This is a genomic window from Rummeliibacillus sp. POC4 (assembly GCF_003576525.1).
Classification (GTDB): Bacteria; Bacillota; Bacilli; order Bacillales_A; family Planococcaceae; genus Rummeliibacillus.
This window is the reverse complement of the sequence record NZ_QWUA01000048.1, coordinates 1-20,493: the sequence shown is the minus strand read 5'-3', so window position 1 is coordinate 20,493 and position 20,493 is coordinate 1. Positions and strand designations below refer to the sequence as shown.

The 20,493-nt window shown below is 36.3% G+C and carries 18 protein-coding genes and 1 riboswitch; of the genes, 4 read left to right on the top strand and 14 right to left on the bottom strand.

What is annotated here, in order from left to right:
- Positions 1-12 precede the first annotated feature (12 nt).
- Positions 13-4,533, bottom strand: a complete 4,521-nt coding sequence (gene gltB, locus D1606_RS12545) for a glutamate synthase large subunit (protein WP_119416357.1) — start codon at positions 4,531-4,533, stop codon at positions 13-15.
- 123 nt (positions 4,534-4,656) lie between these two features.
- Between gltB and gltC the strand changes: the two genes are divergently transcribed.
- Positions 4,657-5,559, top strand: coding sequence for a glutamate biosynthesis transcriptional regulator GltC (gene gltC, locus D1606_RS12540; RefSeq protein ID WP_119416356.1), 903 nt, complete (start codon positions 4,657-4,659; stop codon positions 5,557-5,559).
- A 122-nt stretch (positions 5,560-5,681) separates the two neighbouring features.
- Here the strand turns inward: gltC and D1606_RS12535 are convergent, their stop codons facing one another.
- The 10 genes from D1606_RS12535 to D1606_RS12490 all read right to left on the bottom strand — a co-directional run bounded on the left by D1606_RS12535 (position 5,682) and on the right by D1606_RS12490 (position 15,710).
- Positions 5,682-6,512 (bottom strand): MetQ/NlpA family ABC transporter substrate-binding protein, encoded by an 831-nt coding sequence (locus D1606_RS12535; RefSeq protein ID WP_119416355.1) that lies wholly within the window; start codon positions 6,510-6,512, stop codon positions 5,682-5,684.
- Between the two features lie 53 nt (positions 6,513-6,565).
- Positions 6,566-7,234 carry a methionine ABC transporter permease gene (locus D1606_RS12530; protein WP_119416354.1) on the bottom strand — a complete coding sequence of 223 codons (669 nt, stop codon included), beginning with the start codon at positions 7,232-7,234 and terminating at the stop codon, positions 6,566-6,568.
- Positions 7,227-8,252, bottom strand: coding sequence for a methionine ABC transporter ATP-binding protein (locus tag D1606_RS12525; RefSeq protein WP_119416353.1), 1,026 nt, complete (start codon positions 8,250-8,252; stop codon positions 7,227-7,229). The genes D1606_RS12530 and D1606_RS12525 overlap by 8 nt, the downstream gene beginning before the upstream one ends.
- Before the next feature lie 124 nt (positions 8,253-8,376).
- A riboswitch (SAM riboswitch) is annotated at positions 8,377-8,480 on the bottom strand.
- Between the two features lie 57 nt (positions 8,481-8,537).
- Positions 8,538-8,846: a thioredoxin family protein gene (locus D1606_RS12520; RefSeq protein WP_119416352.1), complete on the bottom strand. Its 309-nt coding sequence runs from the start codon at positions 8,844-8,846 to the stop codon at positions 8,538-8,540.
- Between the two features lie 12 nt (positions 8,847-8,858).
- Complete coding sequence (locus D1606_RS12515; RefSeq protein ID WP_119416351.1) at positions 8,859-9,200, bottom strand: toprim domain-containing protein; 342 nt, start codon at positions 9,198-9,200, stop codon at positions 8,859-8,861.
- A gap of 123 nt (positions 9,201-9,323) precedes the next feature.
- The gene (gcvH, locus tag D1606_RS12510; RefSeq protein ID WP_119416350.1) at positions 9,324-9,704 is read right to left on the bottom strand and encodes a glycine cleavage system protein GcvH; all 381 of its coding nucleotides are present in this window, start codon (positions 9,702-9,704) and stop codon (positions 9,324-9,326) included.
- A 77-nt stretch (positions 9,705-9,781) separates the two neighbouring features.
- Positions 9,782-10,138: an arsenate reductase family protein gene (locus D1606_RS12505; protein WP_119416349.1), complete on the bottom strand. Its 357-nt coding sequence runs from the start codon at positions 10,136-10,138 to the stop codon at positions 9,782-9,784.
- A 140-nt stretch (positions 10,139-10,278) separates the two neighbouring features.
- Positions 10,279-12,063, bottom strand: a complete 1,785-nt coding sequence (locus tag D1606_RS12500) for an acyl-CoA dehydrogenase family protein (protein WP_119416348.1) — start codon at positions 12,061-12,063, stop codon at positions 10,279-10,281.
- Positions 12,064-12,120: 57 nt separating this feature from the next.
- On the bottom strand, positions 12,121-13,293 hold the full coding sequence (locus tag D1606_RS12495) for an acetyl-CoA C-acetyltransferase (protein ID WP_119416347.1): 1,173 nt from the start codon (positions 13,291-13,293) through the stop codon (positions 12,121-12,123).
- A gap of 29 nt (positions 13,294-13,322) precedes the next feature.
- Positions 13,323-15,710, bottom strand: coding sequence for a 3-hydroxyacyl-CoA dehydrogenase/enoyl-CoA hydratase family protein (locus D1606_RS12490; protein ID WP_119416346.1), 2,388 nt, complete (start codon positions 15,708-15,710; stop codon positions 13,323-13,325).
- A 268-nt stretch (positions 15,711-15,978) separates the two neighbouring features.
- Here D1606_RS12490 and D1606_RS12485 point away from each other — a divergent pair, with 268 nt between their 5' ends.
- The 3 genes from D1606_RS12485 to D1606_RS12480 all read left to right on the top strand — a co-directional run bounded on the left by D1606_RS12485 (position 15,979) and on the right by D1606_RS12480 (position 17,227).
- Positions 15,979-16,296 carry a thioredoxin family protein gene (locus D1606_RS12485; RefSeq protein ID WP_119416345.1) on the top strand — a complete coding sequence of 106 codons (318 nt, stop codon included), beginning with the start codon at positions 15,979-15,981 and terminating at the stop codon, positions 16,294-16,296.
- A gap of 421 nt (positions 16,297-16,717) precedes the next feature.
- Positions 16,718-16,885, top strand: coding sequence for a DinB family protein (locus D1606_RS19315; RefSeq protein WP_369973803.1), 168 nt, complete (start codon positions 16,718-16,720; stop codon positions 16,883-16,885).
- Positions 16,886-16,888: 3 nt separating this feature from the next.
- Positions 16,889-17,227 (top strand): YfiT family bacillithiol transferase, encoded by a 339-nt coding sequence (locus tag D1606_RS12480; protein WP_369973804.1) that lies wholly within the window; start codon positions 16,889-16,891, stop codon positions 17,225-17,227.
- An 87-nt stretch (positions 17,228-17,314) separates the two neighbouring features.
- On the opposite strand, the gene D1606_RS12475 is transcribed toward D1606_RS12480, so the two are convergent.
- The 3 genes from D1606_RS12475 to D1606_RS12465 form a co-directional block, all read right to left on the bottom strand.
- On the bottom strand, positions 17,315-18,172 hold the full coding sequence (locus tag D1606_RS12475) for a 5'-3' exonuclease (RefSeq protein WP_233548099.1): 858 nt from the start codon (positions 18,170-18,172) through the stop codon (positions 17,315-17,317).
- A gap of 181 nt (positions 18,173-18,353) precedes the next feature.
- Positions 18,354-19,832 carry a histidine ammonia-lyase gene (gene hutH / locus D1606_RS12470; protein ID WP_119416343.1) on the bottom strand — a complete coding sequence of 493 codons (1,479 nt, stop codon included), beginning with the start codon at positions 19,830-19,832 and terminating at the stop codon, positions 18,354-18,356.
- A gap of 153 nt (positions 19,833-19,985) precedes the next feature.
- Positions 19,986-20,493: CarD family transcriptional regulator (locus D1606_RS12465; protein WP_147414513.1), on the bottom strand; the 508-nt coding region annotated here is incomplete at its 5' end.

Below are 20,493 nucleotides of genomic sequence, written 5' to 3'. Positions count from 1 at the left end.
TAGAACACCTCCTTATTTATTGGAAAGCACTAAATCCTTTTTTTTAATTGAATTTGCTAAAAATGCTTTCATCGTTGCTTGTTCTTCTGATAAACCTTGAGCTTCAAATTCGTCAATGCGATCTAACATTTTTTTATAATCTGTCGGAACAACTTTGACAAAACGCCCTACATAGTCTGACCAGTTTGTTAATATCTGTTTTGCTTTAGTACTTTCCGTATAGTGAACATGTTGTTCTAATAGTTGATGGAGAATGGCCTCATCTTCTTTTGAATGAACACCTTCAAAGCCAATCATTTCTTGGTTACATTTCGTTTTAAATTCTTGGATATCCTGTGGTAATACATAAGCAATACCACCAGACATACCTGCACCGAAGTTTTTACCAACATCGCCCAAGATTACTACACGACCACCAGTCATATATTCACAACCATGATCACCAATACCTTCAACAACTACATTAGCGCCACTATTACGTACTGCGAATCGTTCTCCTGCTCGACCATTAATATATGCTTCTCCGCTTGTTGCACCATATAAACAAACATTTCCTGCAATAACATTCGTTTCTGCTTGTCCTCGTACTGGTGAGCTAACAACTACTTTCCCCCCAGACAACCCTTTACCGAAGTAATCATTTGCATCGCCCTCAACGTGCATTAGCATACCTTTTGGTATAAACGCACCAAAGCTTTGCCCCGCTGATCCAGTAAAGTTTAATGTTATCGTATCGTCCGCAAGCCCCCTCGCTCCATAACGTTTTGAAATTTCACTACCTACGATTGTGCCGACTACTCGGTCGGTATTTTTAATAGGATAATGCAACGAAATTGCTTTTTCCTCTATAATAGAATCCTTGACTTTATCTAAAATTTCTCTTAGATCCAATGACTCATCTAATTTATGATTTTGTTGAACTTGTTTTGTTCTTGGTCCTTCCACTTTGTAAAGGATTGCTTCTAAATCTAGCTGACCTGCTTTCCAATGATTTTTCGCACGGTCACTTACTTCTAAAACATCTGTGCGGCCAACCATTTCATCAAAAGTTCTGAAACCAAGCATTGCCATATATTCTCGAACTTCTTCTGCTACAAACATCATGAAATTCACAACATGCTCAGCTGTTCCCATGAATTTTTTACGTAATTCAGGGTTTTGTGTAGCAATACCAACTGGACACGTATCTAAATGACAAGCACGCATCATGACACATCCAAGTACGATTAAAGGTGCTGTCGCAAAACCAAATTCCTCTGCACCTAAGAGCGCTGCCATTACAACGTCTTTCCCAGTCATTAACTTACCATCCGTCTCAAGTGTTACACGATCGCGAAGTCTATTTAACATCAATGTTTGATGTGCTTCTGACAATCCCAATTCCCAAGGAAGACCTGTGTGTTTAATACTTGTTTTTGGTGAAGCTCCTGTACCTCCATCATAACCACTGATGACGATTACATCAGCTGCACCTTTTGCTACACCAGCTGCAATAGTACCTACCCCTGATTTCGCTACAAGTTTTACACTAATTCGCGCATCACGGTTAGCGTTTTTCAAATCATGTATTAACTCCGCCATATCTTCAATTGAGTAAATATCATGATGTGGAGGTGGTGAAATAAGTCCGACACCAGTTGTTGATCCACGAACATCCGCTACCCACGGGTAAACCTTATTGCCTGGTAATTGACCACCTTCACCAGGTTTTGCACCTTGAGCCATCTTTATTTGTAACTCAGAAGCATTTACTAAATAGTGACTTTTAACACCAAAACGTCCAGAAGCAATTTGCTTAATCGAACTTCTACGGTTATCTCCATTTTCATCTAAAACATAGCGACTTGGGTGTTCTCCACCTTCACCACTATTACTTTTACCGCCAATTCGATTCATAGCGATTGCTAATGTTTCATGCGCTTCTTGGCTAATTGAACCGTAAGACATAGCCCCTGTTTTAAAACGTTTTACGATAGATTCAGCTGACTCTACTTCGTCTAAAGATATTTTATATTCTGATTTTTTGAACGATAATAAATTTCTTAAGAAACCAATTTGTTCTTCATTTGCCATTTCGGAGAACTGATGGAACAATCCAAAATCGCCTTTACGAGTTGCTTGTTGCAACGTGTGGATAGTTTTTGGATTGAAGGCATGATGTTCACCCGAACTTCTCCATTGGAAATCACTACCCGCTGGTAATACACGATCAATCGATTGAACTGCCTCTTGATGTTTTTTCAATGCTTCTTTTGCAATTGTCGGTAAATCGATACCACCCAATTTTGATACTGTTCCAGTGAAGTATTTTTCAATTACTTCTTTACTAATACCAACAGCTTCGAAGATTTGTGCTCCACGATAACTTTGGACTGTTGAAATTCCCACCTTCGACATTACTTTTACGACACCTTCTGAAGCTGCCTTTGCATAACGTCTAATTGCCTCTTCATAACTATAATTGATATGCCCATCTTCAATTGCTTTTGCTAAAGTAGCAAATGCTAGATATGGATATATAGCATCTACACCGTAACCGATTAATGTAGCGAAATGGTGGACTTCTCTTGTTTCACCAGTTTCAACAATGATACTTACTTTTGTACGTTGACCTGTTTTTACAAGATGTTGGTGAACGCTACTAGCCGCAAGTAAAATTGGAATCATTGGTGTTTCAACATTTAGAGCTTTGTCTGATAAAACAAGCAACTGAACGCCATTTGCAATTGCTTCATCAGCTTCTTTTGCTAATCTCGCTAAATCTCTTTCTAAATCTTCTGACATTGAAAGATCGATAACAGCCATATCAAATTGGTCCTGTGTTTGCAACTCTACGAATTGACTATTCGTCAACACAGGTGTTTCTAAATAGAGTCGATGACAATTTTCTGCAGTTGGATGTAATAAGTCGCCTTCTGCACCAAGAATAGTCATCGTCGAAGTCACGATATGCTCACGAATGGAATCAATTGGTGGGTTAGTAACTTGTGCAAATAATTGTTTAAAATAATTAAATAACGATTGTGGTTTATCAGATAAGACTGCTAGTGGTGCATCATTCCCCATTGAACCAAGCGGGTCTTTTCCTCCTGCCACCATCGGTACAATATACTTCTGTACGTCTTCATGTGTATAACCAAAAACTTTTTGTCTAAACAAAAGATCGTCTATCTTTTCTGGTTTTTCTTCTGTTGGCTTCACCACTGCTAAGTTTTCTTCTAACCATTTAGCATATGGTTTTGCCTTTGCAACTTCAGATTTTAACTCATCATCTGAAATAATCCGTCCCTGTTCTAAATCTACAAGCAACATTTTCCCCGGACTTAGTCGTTCTTTATAAACAATATTCTCCTCTTCAATATCAACTACACCAACTTCTGATGAGAAGATAATATAATCATCCTTTGTGACATAATAGCGTGCAGGTCGTAAACCATTACGATCTAATATCGCGCCAATTTGTTTTCCATCTGTGAAACAAATAGCTGTTGGTCCATCCCAAGGTTCCATTAAACAGCTTTGATATTTATAAAAAGCTTTCTTTTCAGCTGAGATATGCGGATTTTCTGACCAAGGTTCTGGAATCATCATCATCGCCGTTTGTGCAGGAGTACGTCCCGCTAAAACAAAAAATTCAAATGCATTATCTAGCATTGATGAGTCACTACCGTTTTGGTCTACAATCGGCAACACTTTATCGAGGTCTTCCCCAAATGCCTCGGAGATAAACTGTTGCTCACGCGCTTTCATCCAGTTAATATTACCTCGTAGGGTGTTAATCTCACCATTGTGGATAATGTAACGGTTTGGATGCGCGCGTTCCCAAGAAGGAAATGTATTCGTACTATAACGTGAATGAACCATCGAAAAAGCTGATGTGAAATGTTCATCTTGTAGGTCTAGGTAAAATTCTACTACTTCTTCAGGTGCTAACAAGCCTTTAAATACCATTGTTCTGCTTGACATGCTTGCACAGTAAAAATCTTTGCCATTATTTCGAGCCCATAATTCTGTTTGTTTACGAATCAAATATAATTTTCTTTCAAAAGCTAAAGAATCATTTACGTCTTTCGCTTTGATAAACACTTGTCGAACAACCGGGGCTGTTTTTTTAGCAATCTCACTTAGTGGTTCTGGATTAGTAGGTACTGTACGCCAACCAATCAATTCTTGACCTTCTGCTTCGATGAAATTATTTAATCTATTTTCGATTTCCTGTTGCGCTTGACTGTCTTTATCAAAAAATAACATTCCTACTCCATAATTTCCTACAGCAGGTAATGTCCAATCTATACAAACTTCGCGGAAGAAGGCATCTGGAATTTGGACCATCAACCCTGATCCATCTCCTGTTTTCCCATCACTACCGCGACCGGCTCTATGATCTAATCTGCATAACATTTCTAAGCCTTTCAAAACGATGTCATGTGTTGGCTTACCTTGCAATTGTGCGTAAAGACCAATGCCACATGCATCATGCTCAAATTGTGGAGAGTATAAACCTTGCGCTGTTGGAATTTGGTGAAATGTCATATGATTCCCTCCTTTATATATATAACGGGTCTTAAGTATATTTTAGTTTTTCAAATTCATATAAACAATATATAATTTGGATAGGATTAATCTAAAAAATAGATAAGTAGGAGATGACATGATATGGAATTAAGACAACTGAGGTATTTTGTAGCAGTTGCAGAGAGGGAACATATCTCTGAAGCCGCAGAAGTTTTACATGTCGCACAATCAGCTGTTAGCCGTCAAATTGCCAATTTAGAAGAAGAGTTGGGTATTGAATTATTTGAACGTGTAGGGCGTAACGTAAAACTTACACCAATTGGAAGAACATTCCTTGAACATACAGTTGCAGCTCTTCAAGCAATCGATTTTGCAAAAAGACAGGTTGATGAGTATTTAAACCCTGAAGAAGGAACGATTAAAATTGGATTTCCAACAAGTCTAGCAAGCTTTCTTCTACCAACAGTTATTTCTGCATTCAAAAAAGAACATCCAAATGTTTCGTTTCATTTAAGACAAGGTTCTTACAAATATCTTATTAAAGCTGTAAAGGAACGTGAACTGAATTTAGCCTTTTTAGGACCTGTCCCCGGTAAGGATGACAGTATCGATCAAAAAATCCTGTTTACAGAAAATATCGCAGCACTTGTCCCTTCATCACATCGTCTAGCCAAAAAAGATCAGATCCAATTAACAGAATTACGTAATGAAGGATTTGCATTATTTCCAGAAGGATTTATATTAAACAAAGTAGCGGTAGAAGCATGTAAATCAGTTGGATTTACACCAAAGATTAGTTCTGAAGGTGAAGATATGGATGCATTAAAAGGATTAGTAGCAGCAGGTATCGGAGTTACCCTATTACCTGAAAGTGCGTTCTATGACGCTACCCCTCGTCGAACAAAAAAACTAGCATTGGTGGAACCTCCATTTACACGTAATGTCGGTGTTATTTATCCTATAAACCGCGAGCTAGCACCTTCGGAACAAATTTTCTTAGACTTTGTAAGTAACTTCTTCTCTAGATTGACGCAGTTTAAATAATTTCTCAGAATAGATTATAAGATTGATAATTTTATATTTTGGAGTTAAATATCGAAAACTATTTCAATATACACAAAAAGACGCTAGAACGAAATTCGCTCTAACGTCTTTTTTCATCTTTATTATTCAGATACAGGAACTACTGAACCTTTCCATTCTTCATTGATGAAGTCTTGAATTTCTTTTGAATGTAGGACATCCACTAATTTTTTCACAGCTTTATTGTCTTTGTTTTCTTTCTTCACTGCAATAACGTTTACATATGGTGAATCTTTGTCTTCAAGAGCAATTGCATCTTTTGTTGGTGTTAAACCTGCATCGATTGCAAAGTTAGAATTGATAACTACTGCATCTCCTTCTTCGTTTTTATACATTTGCACTAACATTTCAGGAGCAGTTTTTGCATCGATTTTTAATTTTTTTGGATTTTTCGCAATATCTTTGATTTCTGCTGAAGCTTTATCTATGCCTTCTTTTAATGTGATTAAGCCTTTAGCTTCTAGTAATGTTAGAATACGACCTTGGTCAGCTACAGAGTTACTGATTAAAATTGTCGCTCCTTTTGGAAGTTGATCTAGTTTTTTATATTTTTTAGAGTAAATACCGATTGGTTCGATATGAATACCACCAGCGTTTACAAAGTCGTAACCATTATCTTTGATTTGTTGTTCTAGGTATGGAATGTGTTGGAAATAGTTCGCATCTAAATCGCCGGAATCTAAATCCTTATTAGGCAATACATAATCTTGATATTTTTGAATATCTAATTCTACGCCTTCTTTTTCAAGAATTGGTTTTGCCTTTTCTAAAATTTCTGCGTGAGGTACATTAGAAGCACCTACTACTAATTTTGTTTCTTTTGAATCACCAGATGATGCTTTTTCGTCTGATCCGCAAGCTGCTAAGCTTAACGCTAATGATGCTGTTAGAATTCCTGCTACAAGTTTCTTCATGTTTTTTCCCCTTTTCTTTTCAAATATGTGAACGTTTATACGTATACACCAAACTATCGTTTATCTGTTTTGGATGTAATAAAATCACCTATAAATTGAATGATAAATACAATCACTAACACTAATACAGTTGCGACAAATGTTACATCGTTACGACTTCGTTGGAAGCCATCCATAAACGCTAAGTTTCCTAAACCACCAGCACCGATTACACCTGCCATTGCAGTGTAACCAACTAATGCTACTGCTGTTACGGTAATACCTGATATTAAAGCTGGTAATGACTCTGGGATTAAAACTTTATAAATGATCGTCCAAGTTTTAGCTCCCATAGAACGTGCCGCTTCAATTACACCTTTATCAATTTCACGTAAAGCGATCAAAACCATTCGAGCATAGAATGGTGCAGCTCCTATGATTAAAGCTGGTAACGCTGCATTAGCTCCACGAATTGTTCCTAGTAAAAAGTTTGTAAATGGAATTAAAAGAATAACTAAAATGATAAATGGAATTGATCGAAAAATATTCACAACAGAGCCCGTTAGTAAGTTGACAACTTTGTTCGCCCAAAGTTGTGTTGGACTTGTAAGGAATAACAGAATCCCAAGAACTAAACCAATTATGAATGTAAGAACTGTTGAAACAGCCGTCATGTAAATGGTTTCTCTTGTAGCTTCCCACATGATTTCCCAATCGACATTCGGAAAGAGATCATTAAGCATTCTTGATCACCTCCGTTTTAATACCTTGTTCATCTAAATATTGAATCGCATTTGATACGTCGCTATCATTTCCAACAATTCGGACGATTAACGTACCATATGGACCACTCTTTGTCGGAGATATATTGCCATGCACAATATTCACATCGACACCAAACTCTCGTATCAAATAAGAGATTACAGGTTGCTCAGTTTTAGAACCAACAAAGAATAACTTTATCAACTGATCATTCGGGTAATCATCCAACATTTGTGAAATGGACTCTTTGTGCCCAGCTGTTTCAGTAACTTGAGAAACGAATTTCTTTGTTACAGTTGCTTTTGGAGATTGGAAAACTTCTAGAACATTTCCTTGCTCAACAACTTTCCCAGCTTCCATCACTGCTACACGATGACAAATTTTTCGGATGACATGCATCTCATGTGTGATTAAAACAATTGTTAGTCCAAGTTTTTCATTGATACTTACAAGTAAGTCTAAGATTGCATCCGTTGTTTCTGGGTCAAGGGCTGAGGTTGCTTCATCACAAAGTAACACTTCTGGATTATTTGCTAGCGCTCTAGCAATACCTACACGTTGCTTTTGTCCACCTGATAGTTGGGAAGGATATGCTTTTTCTCTTCCTTTCAAGCCGACTAACTCTACTAGTTCAAGTACACGTTTCTGGCGTTCTGCTTTACTAATACCAGCAATCTCTAATGGAAATGCTATATTCTCTTCGACTGTTCTCGACCATAATAAGTTGAAGTGTTGGAAAATCATACTTATTTTATGGCGTGCATTTCGAAGTTCTTTCCCTTTAATCGATGAAATATTCTGTCCATTTACTGTGACTTTACCTGATGTAGGCTTTTCTAAGCCATTGAGTAAACGGATCATTGTGCTTTTACCAGCACCACTATAACCGATAATGCCAAAAATCTCACCATCATTTATTGATAGGTTAACATCATTAACTGCAGTTAGAGATCCATTAGCGGTTTTGTATTTTTTTACGACATTTTCTAGTTGAATCATACTCAAAACCACCTTTTATATTTACGTCATTGTCGCTCGGGTCTGAACAGCCTCTTTCGCTTTTAATATAAAAGACCCTTCTGTAAGATTAACAGAAGGGTCCACGTAATATACGAAAACCGTTCTCTCATCTTCCAAAGTTCTCACTTTGCGTGAATTGGCACCGTGTCACATTGTGACGGTTGCCGGGCTTCATAGGGCACTTCCCTCCACCTCTCTAAATAAGAGTAACGTAAATAATTATTTAATTTATGTTTGTTACTTTACCACTCTATGTTAACATCGTCAATCTTTTTTCTGAATTTTTTCAAATAAGTATGAAACAGATTGAAATGCATAGATTTTATCTCTTACTTTTCCATTTTCAGTAATTAGTAAACATGGGACACTTTCAATTTTATAGTCTATGGCTAATTGTTCCACATAATTGATATTAGCCTTTCCCATTGGAATGTCTGGAAAGGTTGCTTCCATAATCTCCATCATTTTAGAAGCTACTTGGCACGTTCCACACATTGAAGTGTATAAATAGAAAGTACATTGTTCTTTACTTTCCTTCATATTCTCCCATTCTTCAATTGACCATTCTTGCATAACTTGTCATTCCTATTCTATAAGATAAGCTGGATTTACTTTAAAATCAGCAGCCAATAATATTCTAGCTAAATATTTTCTTGGCGTTACTTCCACTTGTTTATATAAAGAAAGGGTTCGTAAAAAATACGTCTCAGGATATTCTCTCTTCATCAAAGCACGAAGGCAATCGCCTGAATAATCTTCGTCAAAAAAAGCATATAAATCATATTCTTCATAGGGATAGATAAGTTCTTCTAAATTACTCGCACTAATCGTTCCATTCGTACATAGAATTGGAATATCTTCTGCTAATATGGGGTGAATTTGCAATTTATCCTGCCTACCTTCTACAATAAGCACTTTATCAGACAAGCTAATTCCTCCTTACAGTTTTATCCCGCATTGAGTGCAGTAAAAACCTTAACTTAATAGTGTGAACTGCTTGATGTACGTAAAAGCGCCAACACAAAAAGTGTGGCGCTTTTATTGGCAAGATTATTCTTCGATTAGTTCTTGGTATTTTTCTGGTGTAAGTAATTCTTCAATTTGTGATACGTCAGAAGGTTCAATCACAACCATCCATGCTTTTTCATATGGAGATTCGTTAACAAATTCTGGGCTATCTTCTAGTTCTTCATTAATTTCTACAACTTTACCTGAAATAGGTGCATAAAGTTCAGATACAGTTTTTACAGATTCAACACTACCAAATGGTTCATCTGCTACTAGATCGTCACCTACTTGTGGAAGTTCAACGAATACGATATCACCTAGTTCTGATTGTGCGAACTCTGTAATTCCGATGCGTACTTTTCCATCTTCTGCTTTTACCCATTCATGTTCTTCTGTATAACGTAAATCTGTTGGTATGCTCATCATTAACCCTCCAAATATGTATTTAAATTCACTTCAATTTTGACATATTCCGTATTTAAAAACAAGCAAATGTATAACTATTTCCATGTCTTTTCAAAGTCATCAATTTTAAAACCTAATGTGATTCTTTGACCATCGGTAACAATCGGTCTTTTAATGAGCATTCCATCTGATGCTAACAATTCAAGTTGCTCATCTTCAGACATTTCCTTTAAGCGATCTTTTAATTGTAGTTCGCGATATTTCATCCCAGAAGTATTAAAGAATTTTTTCAATGGCAGGCCACTCATTTTCAAAAAATTTGTTAATTCTTCTTTTGTAGGTGTTTGTTCAACTATATGTTGTAATTCAAACTCGATTCCATTTTCCTTTAACCAAGCTTGTGCTTTTTTACATGTTGTACATTTTGGGTATTGAATTAATCTGATCGTCATAAGAATGCTCCTTTTATATGTTTTATAACTACATCCCTTCTCTTCATTGTATTGTATGATGACTTTCTTATTCAAGAAAGAAATCCGATCACTCTATTAGGATGACCGGATTTCTCTACGTTATACAAATTCTTCAAATACTATACTGTATATTTCTCTGCAGCAATTAGTTTTACAGAAGCTTGACGTTTTTTAGCAATCAAATTATATGGAGTGAATCGTGTAAGTTTACGTAGAGCAGATAGTAACATGCGAGCATTGTCACCTTCTACAGAACCAATAATTGTTTCTTTTGCTTCTTTTTCAATTTCAGCAAATGCTTCTTGAACGAAAATTTCTGTGTATAAAACTTTTTGTGCAGCTTTATCGAATCCGTCACGAGCAAGTGCTTTTTCAGTACGAAGAACAACTGATTCCATCGCGAATAATTGGTTAGCGATATTAGCAATATTCACTAAAATCTCTTGTTCTTGCTCTAGTTTTGTACCGAAACGTTGAACTGCTGTTCCTGCTGCTAATAATGCAATTTTCTTTGCCATCTTCACTAAGTGTTTTTCTTGCGCTAATGGTTCGTCACCGATTTCTTCAGGGAACATTGATAGCAATTCAGATTGTAGGCTTTGTGCTTGTTGAAGAAGTGGTAGCTCACCTTTCATCGCCTTTTTCACGAAAGTTCCTGGTACAATTAGACGGTTAATTTCGTTTGTTCCTTCGAAAATACGGTTGATACGTGAATCACGATAGATACGCTCAACTTCATATTCCTGCATATAGCCATATCCGCCATGTAATTGAACTGCTTCGTCTGCGATATAGTCAAGTGTTTCAGAGCCGAATACTTTGTTGATAGAGCATTCAATTGCATATTCTGCTATTGAAGCTGCAACAGCTTTACCATCATTCTTTTCTTCTTCACTTAGTTGACTCATACGATCTTCGAAATATCCAACTGTACGATAGATTAAAGATTCAGATGCATACAATTTAGCAGCCATTGTAGATAGTTTTTCTTTAGTTAGGTTGAAAGATGAAATAGGTGTATTAAATTGTTGGCGTTGATTTGAATAAGAAATTGCTAATTCAAGTGCTCGTTTTGAAGCCCCGATTGCCCCAACACCCAATTTATAACGACCGATGTTAAGAATATTAAATGCGATGACATGACCGCGACCTACTTCACCTAATAAGTTTTCAACAGGTACAGGCACATCTTCTAAAATTAATGTACGTGTAGAAGAAGATTTAATACCCATTTTCTTTTCTTCAGCACCAGTTGATACACCTGGGAAACCACGTTCTACGATAAATGCTGAAAACTTATCGCCATCAATTTTCGCATAGACTACAAATACATCCGCGAAACCTGAGTTTGTAATCCATTGTTTCTCACCATTTAGAATATAGTGTGTTCCTTCTGCATTTAGCTTTGCAGTTGTTTTAGCACCTAATGCGTCAGACCCTGAACTAGGCTCAGTTAAAGCGTAAGCTGCAATTAGTTCACCAGATGCTAGTTTTGGTAGGTACTTTTGCTTTTGATCGTCATTACCAAATAATACGATTGGTAATGAACCAATGCCAACATGTGCACCATGTGTAATAGAAAAGCCCCCTGCTAAAGCCATTTTTTCAGTTATTAAAGCTGAAGAAATTTTATCTAAGCCAAGACCTTCATATTCTGCTGGTACATCAGCTGCTAGTAAGCCAAGCTCACCTGCTTTTTTCAATAGTCGAACAGAATGTTCAAATTCATGATTTTCTAAATTATCGACAACTGGTAATACTTCAGTTTGTATATAATCTTCAGTTGTTTTTGCAATCATTTTTTGCTCATCAGTAAAATCCTCTGGCGTAAATACGCGTCCAGCGTCAATATCTTCCGTTAAAAAGCTACCGCCTTTAATAAGTTTTAAAGTATTTTCTGTCATATCAATTCTCCCCTTTGTTTGATAGTTTTTTCATCTAATACTTACGAATAATACTTCTTAAAGAATCTCAAATACGCCAGCAGCACCCATACCGCCACCGATGCACATTGTTACAACTCCATATTTTTTGCCTTGACGTTTTAACTCATGGATTAGTTTTAACGTTAAGATGGTACCAGTTGCACCTAATGGATGGCCTAAAGCAATTGCACCACCATTGACGTTTACTTTTTCTAAATCTATACCTAATTCACGAACTACTTGAATAGATTGCGAAGCAAATGCCTCATTAATCTCCCATAGATCAATATCTTCAATTGATAATCCAGCGATTTTCAATGCTTTTGGAACAGCTACAATTGGTCCAATCCCCATCACTTCTGGAGGTACTCCACCTACTGCAAAACCTAGGAATTTCGCCATTGGTTGAAGGCCTTGCTTTTCAGCTTCTTCACGGTCCATTACTAGTACTGCACCTGCACCATCTGAAGTTTGTGAAGCGTTTCCTGCCGTTACACTACCTTTTACAGCGAAGGCTGGACGTAATTTTGCCAGTGTTTCCGTTGATGTACCAACTCTAACACCCTCATCCATAGCAAAAGTGAATTTTTTCACTTGTGGTTTGTTGTTTTCATCAACATAATGTTTTTCAACTTCCACAGGAACGATTTCATCTACAAATTTCCCTTCAGCGATTGCTTTAGCAGCACGTTCATGGGATCTTACAGCAAAAGCATCTTGTTCTTCACGACTTACTTCATATTTCTTAGCAACTTCTTCCGCTGTATGCCCCATACTCATGTAATATTGAGGAGCTTCTTCTGCAAGCTTCGCATTTGGACGAATCACATTTCCCATCATCGGTACCATACTCATCGATTCAATACCGCCAGCAATAATAGCTGTTGAGTGTCCAAGCATTACTCTCTCTGCTGCATAAGCAATCGATTGTAACCCTGATGAACAAAAACGATTGACAGTAATAGCCGGCGTTGTATCTGGTAAACCAGCTAATGCACCGATATTACGCGCAACATTCATACCTTGTTCTGCTTCTGGCATTGCACAACCTAAGATTAAATCATCTATTGGCCCTTCATATCCTGATCTTTTTAATGTTTCTTTCACAACTAATGCACCTAAATCATCAGGTCTCACAGTTGCTAAGGACCCTTTTTTGGCTCTTCCCACTGGTGTTCTAGCACCTGCTACGATTACAGCTTCACGCATATGATTTTCCCCCTTTCGCTACACAACCATTAGTTGCGTAGCGGTTTTCCTTTCATGAGCATGTGTTGCATTCTCGCTTGTGATTTTGGATGTTGTACAAGACTAATGAACGCTTCTCTTTCAAGATTTAAAAGATACTGTTCATCAACTAACGTACCGTATGGAACATTTCCACCTGCAATGACATATGCCAATTTTTTAGCAATGTGTAAATCATGTTCGCTTATATATCCTGATTGTAATAAGTTTTGAGCACCAAGTAACAATGTTGCATAACCTGGCTCACCTACTACTGGAACTTTTCCCCGTACTGGTGGTTTATAACCAGCAGCTGATAATGCTAATACTGCTTGTTTTGCATCATATAACTGATGGTCAGGGTTTACACTAACTCCATCTGCGAAGTCTAAGAAATTATTCTCTCTTGCTTCTTCCCCAGACGTTGAAACTTTTGCCATTGCAATCGATTCAAAAACATTGTTGGCAACAGTTTGTAGGTCAACTTCAACTCCTGTAGGAAGGCCTTTTAAATGTTTCATATAGAGTTCTTTATTTCCGCCTCCACCAGGGATTAGTCCAACTCCTACTTCCACTAAACCTAAATAAGTTTCCATCGAAGCTTGAATATGTGCTGAAGGTAAGCAAACTTCTGCACCACCACCAAGTGTCATCGCAAAAGGAGCAGTTACAATTGGTTTATCAGAGTATTTAATACGTAATGTTCCTTGTTGGAATGTATTGACGATATGATCTAACTCAAAAATATTATCATCTTGTGCTTCCATTAGAATCATTGCTAAATTAGCACCAACTGAGAAGTTTTTACCTTGGTTTCCAATCACCATACCTTTGTAATCAGAAGTTTCAAGTAAATCTAAACCATAGTTTAGGATTTGCATAATATCTAGACCTAGGGCATTAGATTTTGAATGGAACTCTAATAATAGAACTTGATCACCAAAGTCTATTAAACTAGCACTTGAATTACTTTTTAGTACCCCATGTTTTTTCTTATATCGTTTTAGGTCAACTGCCTTTTCGTTGAATGGAACTGGTTTATATTCTGTTCCATCAAAGTAAGCTAACTCACCATCCACTTCTGAATAAAACGTTGAGTACCCATTATCCAATAATGCTTTTGTAAATGCAGGGATTTCATATCCTTCCGCTTGCATTTTTTCTACAGATTCTTTTACACCAATAGCATCCCAAATTTCAAATGGACCTTGTGCCCATCCAAAACCCCATTTCATCGCATTATCAATTGCGACAATATCATCTGCAATCTCACCCAACAACTGTGCAGAATAGATTAAGGTTGGTGCGAATATACTCCAAAGAAGTTCACCTGTACGGTCTTTTGCGTATGTTAACGTTTTCACTTTAGCTGCAAGACCTTTTTGTTGTTTAGCTATTTCAATAGATGGCGTTTTTAATTTTTTTAATGGCTCATATTCGAAAGTTTCTAGGTTTAACTCAGTAATTTCTTTTCCTTTTTTTAGGAAGAACCCTTGACCTGATTTTGCACCTAACCAGCCATTATCAACCATCTTTTGTAGATATTCTGGTACTTCAAATACTTTTTGTTCCTCTCCAGTTGTATGGTCATAAACATTTTTAGCGACATGAACAAATGTATCTAAACCAACTACATCTAGAGTTCGAAGAGTTGCTGATTTTGGACGTCCAATAAGTGGTCCCGTTACAGAATCGACTTCACCCACTGAATACCCTTTTTCTTTCATTACTTGTAATGTAATTAGTAAACCGTATGTACCTATACGGTTCCCAACAAAGTTCGGAGTATCTTTTGCAAGTACTACCCCTTTACCTAAGCGATTTTCTCCAAATTGTTGCATAAATTCAACCACTTCAGGCAATGTATCTTGAGCTGGAATGACTTCCAATAATTTTAAATAACGTGGTGGATTAAAGAAAGGTGTACCTAAGAAGTGCTTTTTAAAATCTTCTGAACGTCCGGCTGCCATAGCGTTAATACTAATCCCCGAAGTATTAGAACTAACAATTGAACCTGGCTTACGAACTGCATCAATTTTTTCATATAAGCTTTTCTTTATGTCTAAATTTTCTACAACCACTTCAATGATCCAGTCAACTTCTTTTAATCTTTCTAAATCATCTTCTAAGTTACCGATTGATATAAGATTTAAACTCTTTTTCGTCGTTAATGGCGCTGGTTTTTGTTTTAATAACTTTTGTACTGCACCAGCGGCAAAACGATTTCTCACACTAGGAACTTCTAAAGTTAACCCCTTTGCTTCCTCTTCCTGTGTTAGCTCTCTTGGAACAATATCTAACAATAAAGTTGGAATTCCGATATTTGCTAAATGAGCGGCAATGCCAGAACCCATTACCCCTGAACCAATAACAGCTGCTTTTCTAATGTGATAAGCCATGAGCAAATCCTCCCTTTCCCTATTTGAATGAATGCTCATTCATTTTATAATCAAAAAAATAAAACTTTCTTATCTGAAATTTATTTTAGACTATTTTGTTAATTTTCGCAATGGAAAAGTCTAATTTTTTATTAGAAAATGTACAAAATAACTATGTTAATAGATAAATTTGCTGGAACGTTGCATACTGCTAATCAGATGCAAACAATTTACTAGCATACAAGCCCATAATACGTGTAGACTAAAAATAATTAGGAGGGATTTTCAAATGAAACCAATTTTATCTGAAGAACAATTTAACGAAGTAATCTCAGCTTCTGAACCAGTAATTGTTAAGTTTTTTGCTGGATGGTGCCCTGACTGTTCACGTATGAACATGTTCATCGATCCAATCATCGAAGAATATAACCAATATACATGGTACGAAATCAATCGTGATGATTTCCCTGAGATCTCAGACAAATATCAAGTAATGGGTATTCCAAGCCTTTTAATCTTCAAAGATGGCGAAAAACTTGCTCACTTGCATAGTGCAAACGCAAAATCTCCACAAGATGTTACAACATTCTTGGATGCACAAAAATAATTTTTCTTTTTTAGAGGCCTGCCAATCGTTTTGGTAGGTCTTTTTATATTTAGTGGATTGGTGATTTTTATATCGATAGGAAAACGTCTTCAATCCGCGAAAAGATCTCTTGAGTTTTAATTTGAATGACATAAGAGGAATTCATTATACTCTTACATAATATGTATTTGTAGATACTAATATTTTGAGGAGGCCTATTATGTCAAAAATAAAAATGCTCGTATGGATGGTGTTAGGTATATTACTAGGTTACTTTATAGCCTATTTTTTAATAAATGATTCAATATATTGGAGTACACTCATAGGAATGCTAGTCGGGGTAATTATTATGTTCTTTATTATGAATAAAAGAAAACGCAGTTAGAGTCCTGTTTGAAAAATATTCAAACTACCCATTGATGAAATATAAGGAGGATTTATATTGGATAAAAGATATCCTATTGGACAATTCGAATGTCCTAATCTAATACAAAAACAAGATGTTCAAAAGTGGATGAAAGAAATAGCCGCACTTCCTAATCGTTTAAATAAATTAACCGAATCGCTCGATGAATTTGAATTAGAAAGAACATATAGAGAAGGAAGTTGAAATATTCGTCAATTAATTCACCATATTGCTGACAGTCATTTAAATGGTTATATACGAATTAAATTAGCTTTGACTGAAGTGAACCCATTAGTTAAAACATATGAAGAAAATGAATGGGCAAAGCTAATAGATTATGATTTACCTATAAAAGTCTCATTGCAGTTGTTAGATACTCTACATGAACGTTGGGTTAATTTACTTAAAAATCTTACAATCGACCAATTAAAGCGTACATATCAATATCCTGATGGTAGTATAATGCGAATCGAACAAAGTATTGCACTATATGCATGGCATGGTAATCATCATTTAGCTCATATTCAACAAGCATTAAAGAATTAAAATAAAGAAATCTTAGTTTTTTAAAAGAGCACAGTTGTTTTTCGCAACTGTGCTCTTCGTTAAGATGATATGAATTTAAAGATTAGATTATCTAACAGCAATCTCCATCAATGAACGAGCATGACGAGAGATTAATGAATATCCTTCCATTGTTAACTGTTCGAGTTTCGTTTTATCCCAAATTGGTAATGTACAATCATCAATCGTAGCTTCAATTGGCACTTCTGTATTGATGCGAGCTAGTTGTAAAGAAAGTTTTAACATCTCTTCATTTTCTTGAATTTTCGTACGTTGACCAGGTTTTAATTCTTCAAGAGATTCTAATACTCCATCAACTGAGCCATATGATTGTATTAGTTTCAATGCTGTTTTAGGCCCAATCCCTTTTACTCCAGGATAGCCATCACTTGAATCACCCATAAATGCTTTTACTTCTGCAAATAATGGTGGTTCAATCTCATATTCTTCTTTAAAACGTTGATCTGTATAGATATTATATTCTGTATAACCTTTTTTCGTTAAAGCGATCGTTGTTGAAGGATTTAATAGTTGCAGTAAATCTTTATCACCACTAACTACTGTGATTTTGGCTTCATCTTTCCACTTGCTAATAATGGAACCAATCGCGTCATCTGCTTCCATCCCCTTTATACCAAAGTTTTTCCAGCCTATCATTTCAGATACTTCTCGTGCCATATCGAATTGAGGCTTTAACTCATCTGGAGGAGCTGGTCTATTCGCTTTATAACCATCGAAAAGCTCGTTACGGAATGTTTGAGCACCCATATCCCAGCAAACCGCTAAATGGGTTGGTCGATAAATTGACTGTGCACTTAATACATGTCTTGCAAATCCTTGTACGCCATTAGTTGGGGTACCGTCTGCTTTTCTGAAAAATTGATGCATAGGCGCTGTTGCAAAAAATGAACGGAACAAAAGTGCCATACCATCAATTAGTAATATATGAGGTTGTTGATTTTCCAAGATAAAGTTCGCTCCATTCGTAAACTATTGGTCTCTATTATATCAAAAATAGTTTACAATGAAGCTTCCAATATTGCTCTATACTATTAAAGTGTAATGCATAAAATCCTCTTTTCCCCTTTTATGTTTCATAAAACAAAAACTATGGGCATAAGTAAGCAGCCATTTTTTCAATATCTTTGCTATATACTCGGTCTCTTTTAATACTTGGGACAACATTACGTACATCTTGCCATTTTCCACCTAATTTTGGCGCCATATATTCAACACCTCTAAATTCAACCGCTTGTGCAGCACAAATTGCTTCGATTGCCAGTACTTTTCGGCAGTTTTTGATAATTTGATACGCATGTCTAGCAGCAATTGTCCCCATACTTACATGATCTTCTTGATTCGCAGATGATGGGATAGAATCTACAGAAGCTGGATGAGCTAACGTCTTGTTTTCAGAAACAAGGCTTGCAGCAGTATATTGTAGGATCATGACACCTGATTGTAACCCTGGTTCTGGACTTAAAAATGGTGGCAATCCCTCATTCAAATGTGGATTCACTAATCTTTCAATTCTTCTTTCGGATACATTTGCTAATTCCGCTATCGCTATTTTCAAAAAATCCATCGCAAATGCAATTGGTTGACCATGAAAATTCCCACTCGAAATAACGGTTTGACCATCATCAAAAATAAGTGGGTTATCTGTTGCAGCATTCATCTCAATCTCTAATGTTTCTTTCACATAGCTTAACACTTGCCAACTTGCTCCATGTATTTGCGGAATACATCTTAAAGAATATGCATCCTGTACTCGAAGTTCTCCTTGTTCAGTTGTGAGTTCACTATCCTTTAGCCACTCACGCATTCTTTTTGCTACATCTATTTGTTCCTTGTAACCTCTTGCTTCATGGACAGCTGGGTGAAAGGCATCTGTTATTCCACGTAATGCTTCAATCGTCATCGCTGCAATCCATTCACTATCGCATGCCAATTTCTCAGCCTCTATAAAATTTACGACACCTTGAGCTGTCATCGCTTGTGTACCGTTAATCAGAGCTAGACCTTCTTTCGCCTCCAATTCAATTGGTTGTAATTGGTGCTGTCGCCAAACTTCTGTTGAAGCGACTGATTGCTCATCTTGGCAAACGAAACCTTCACCCACCAGAACTAATGCTAAATGTGAGAGAGCTGCAAGATCTCCAGATGCACCTAGTGAACCTTGTTGTGGAATGACAGGATGAATACGATGATTGACCATATAACAAAGTCGTTCCAATACATCTAAACGGATACCTGAGTACCCTTTTAATAATGCGTTTAAACGTAAAACAATCATGGCTCTTGAAACAATTTCACTAAAAGGTTCCCCTACTCCACATGCATGTGATCGAATTAGATGCAATTGCAATAATCGAGTATCCTCTCTAGGAATTTTCACATCACTGAATTTGCCAAACCCTGTATTTATGCCATATACCGTCTTTTTTTGTTTAACAATTTGCTCTACAGCTCTTCTACTTTTCTCTACTGCTGCTCGTGCTGATGGGGCTATTTCTATTTTTTCATCTTCGTATAAGATTGCTTTCATATCTGCAATTGTTAGTCGATCGCCATCTAATTGAATCATGCATCTATCATCTCCTATAGATGTATTATTTCTTCTATAGCTATTTTGTATGCAAAACGAAAACTAATTACTCTTTGTATTTGGATAATTCTTAGGTAAATAAAAAAGAGATTCTGAACAAGTTTGTTCAAAGTCTCTTTTTTAAATTATTCATTAGTGATTTTGGATTAATTGTTCTACTTCTTTTATCACAACTTCTACTGAAATATCTAAGCTAACCGCAAGCTCTTTATATAAAATCGGCAATACTTGATTAAGAAGTTGCTGATCTCCACTAGATAACTTTTTCTCTTGACTTTCTAATTCTATTTTCCTTCTTAAAATTGTATTAACCATTTTAGCTATCTGAATATGATTATTTGACTTTAGTATTTTCTGATAACTATGTTGTCGTTCTTGCATACGTTCATTCCAAGGATCAGGTGGATTTTTAAATTGTTCTAAAATCAACTCAGCTTTCTTTTTAGAAACAATTTCAGTTAATTGCGACTGAGCTGTTTCTACAGGGTAATATAACTTTAAAGCTTCATTATGGGTGGAACGTAGAATATAATATAATTTCTTCTCTCCCCAAAAAGTTCGCTCTTGAATATCTTCAATGACACAAACTCCATTCGAACTATAAAAAACTGTATCTCCAACAGTAAACATTATATATCTC

Bases quoted from the DNA above. Each gene is read 5' to 3' on its own strand.
- gltB (WP_119416357.1), bottom strand. From the start codon at position 4,533: ATGACATTTCACCAAATTCCAACAGCGCAAGGTTTATACTCTCCACAA.
- gltC (WP_119416356.1), top strand. From the start codon at position 4,657: ATGGAATTAAGACAACTGAGGTATTTTGTAGCAGTTGCAGAGAGGGAA.
- D1606_RS12535 (WP_119416355.1), bottom strand. From the start codon at position 6,512: ATGAAGAAACTTGTAGCAGGAATTCTAACAGCATCATTAGCGTTAAGC.
- D1606_RS12530 (WP_119416354.1), bottom strand. From the start codon at position 7,234: ATGCTTAATGATCTCTTTCCGAATGTCGATTGGGAAATCATGTGGGAA.
- D1606_RS12525 (WP_119416353.1), bottom strand. From the start codon at position 8,252: ATGATTCAACTAGAAAATGTCGTAAAAAAATACAAAACCGCTAATGGA.
- D1606_RS12520 (WP_119416352.1), bottom strand. From the start codon at position 8,846: ATGCAAGAATGGTCAATTGAAGAATGGGAGAATATGAAGGAAAGTAAA.
- gcvH (WP_119416350.1), bottom strand. From the start codon at position 9,704: ATGAGCATACCAACAGATTTACGTTATACAGAAGAACATGAATGGGTA.
- D1606_RS12505 (WP_119416349.1), bottom strand. From the start codon at position 10,138: ATGACGATCAGATTAATTCAATACCCAAAATGTACAACATGTAAAAAA.
- D1606_RS12500 (WP_119416348.1), bottom strand. From the start codon at position 12,063: ATGACAGAAAATACTTTAAAACTTATTAAAGGCGGTAGCTTTTTAACG.
- D1606_RS12495 (WP_119416347.1), bottom strand. From the start codon at position 13,293: ATGCGTGAAGCTGTAATCGTAGCAGGTGCTAGAACACCAGTGGGAAGA.
- D1606_RS12490 (WP_119416346.1), bottom strand. From the start codon at position 15,710: ATGGCTTATCACATTAGAAAAGCAGCTGTTATTGGTTCAGGGGTAATG.
- D1606_RS12485 (WP_119416345.1), top strand. From the start codon at position 15,979: ATGAAACCAATTTTATCTGAAGAACAATTTAACGAAGTAATCTCAGCT.
- D1606_RS12475 (WP_233548099.1), bottom strand. From the start codon at position 18,172: ATGGCACTTTTGTTCCGTTCATTTTTTGCAACAGCGCCTATGCATCAA.
- hutH (WP_119416343.1), bottom strand. From the start codon at position 19,832: ATGATTCAATTAGATGGCGATCGACTAACAATTGCAGATATGAAAGCA.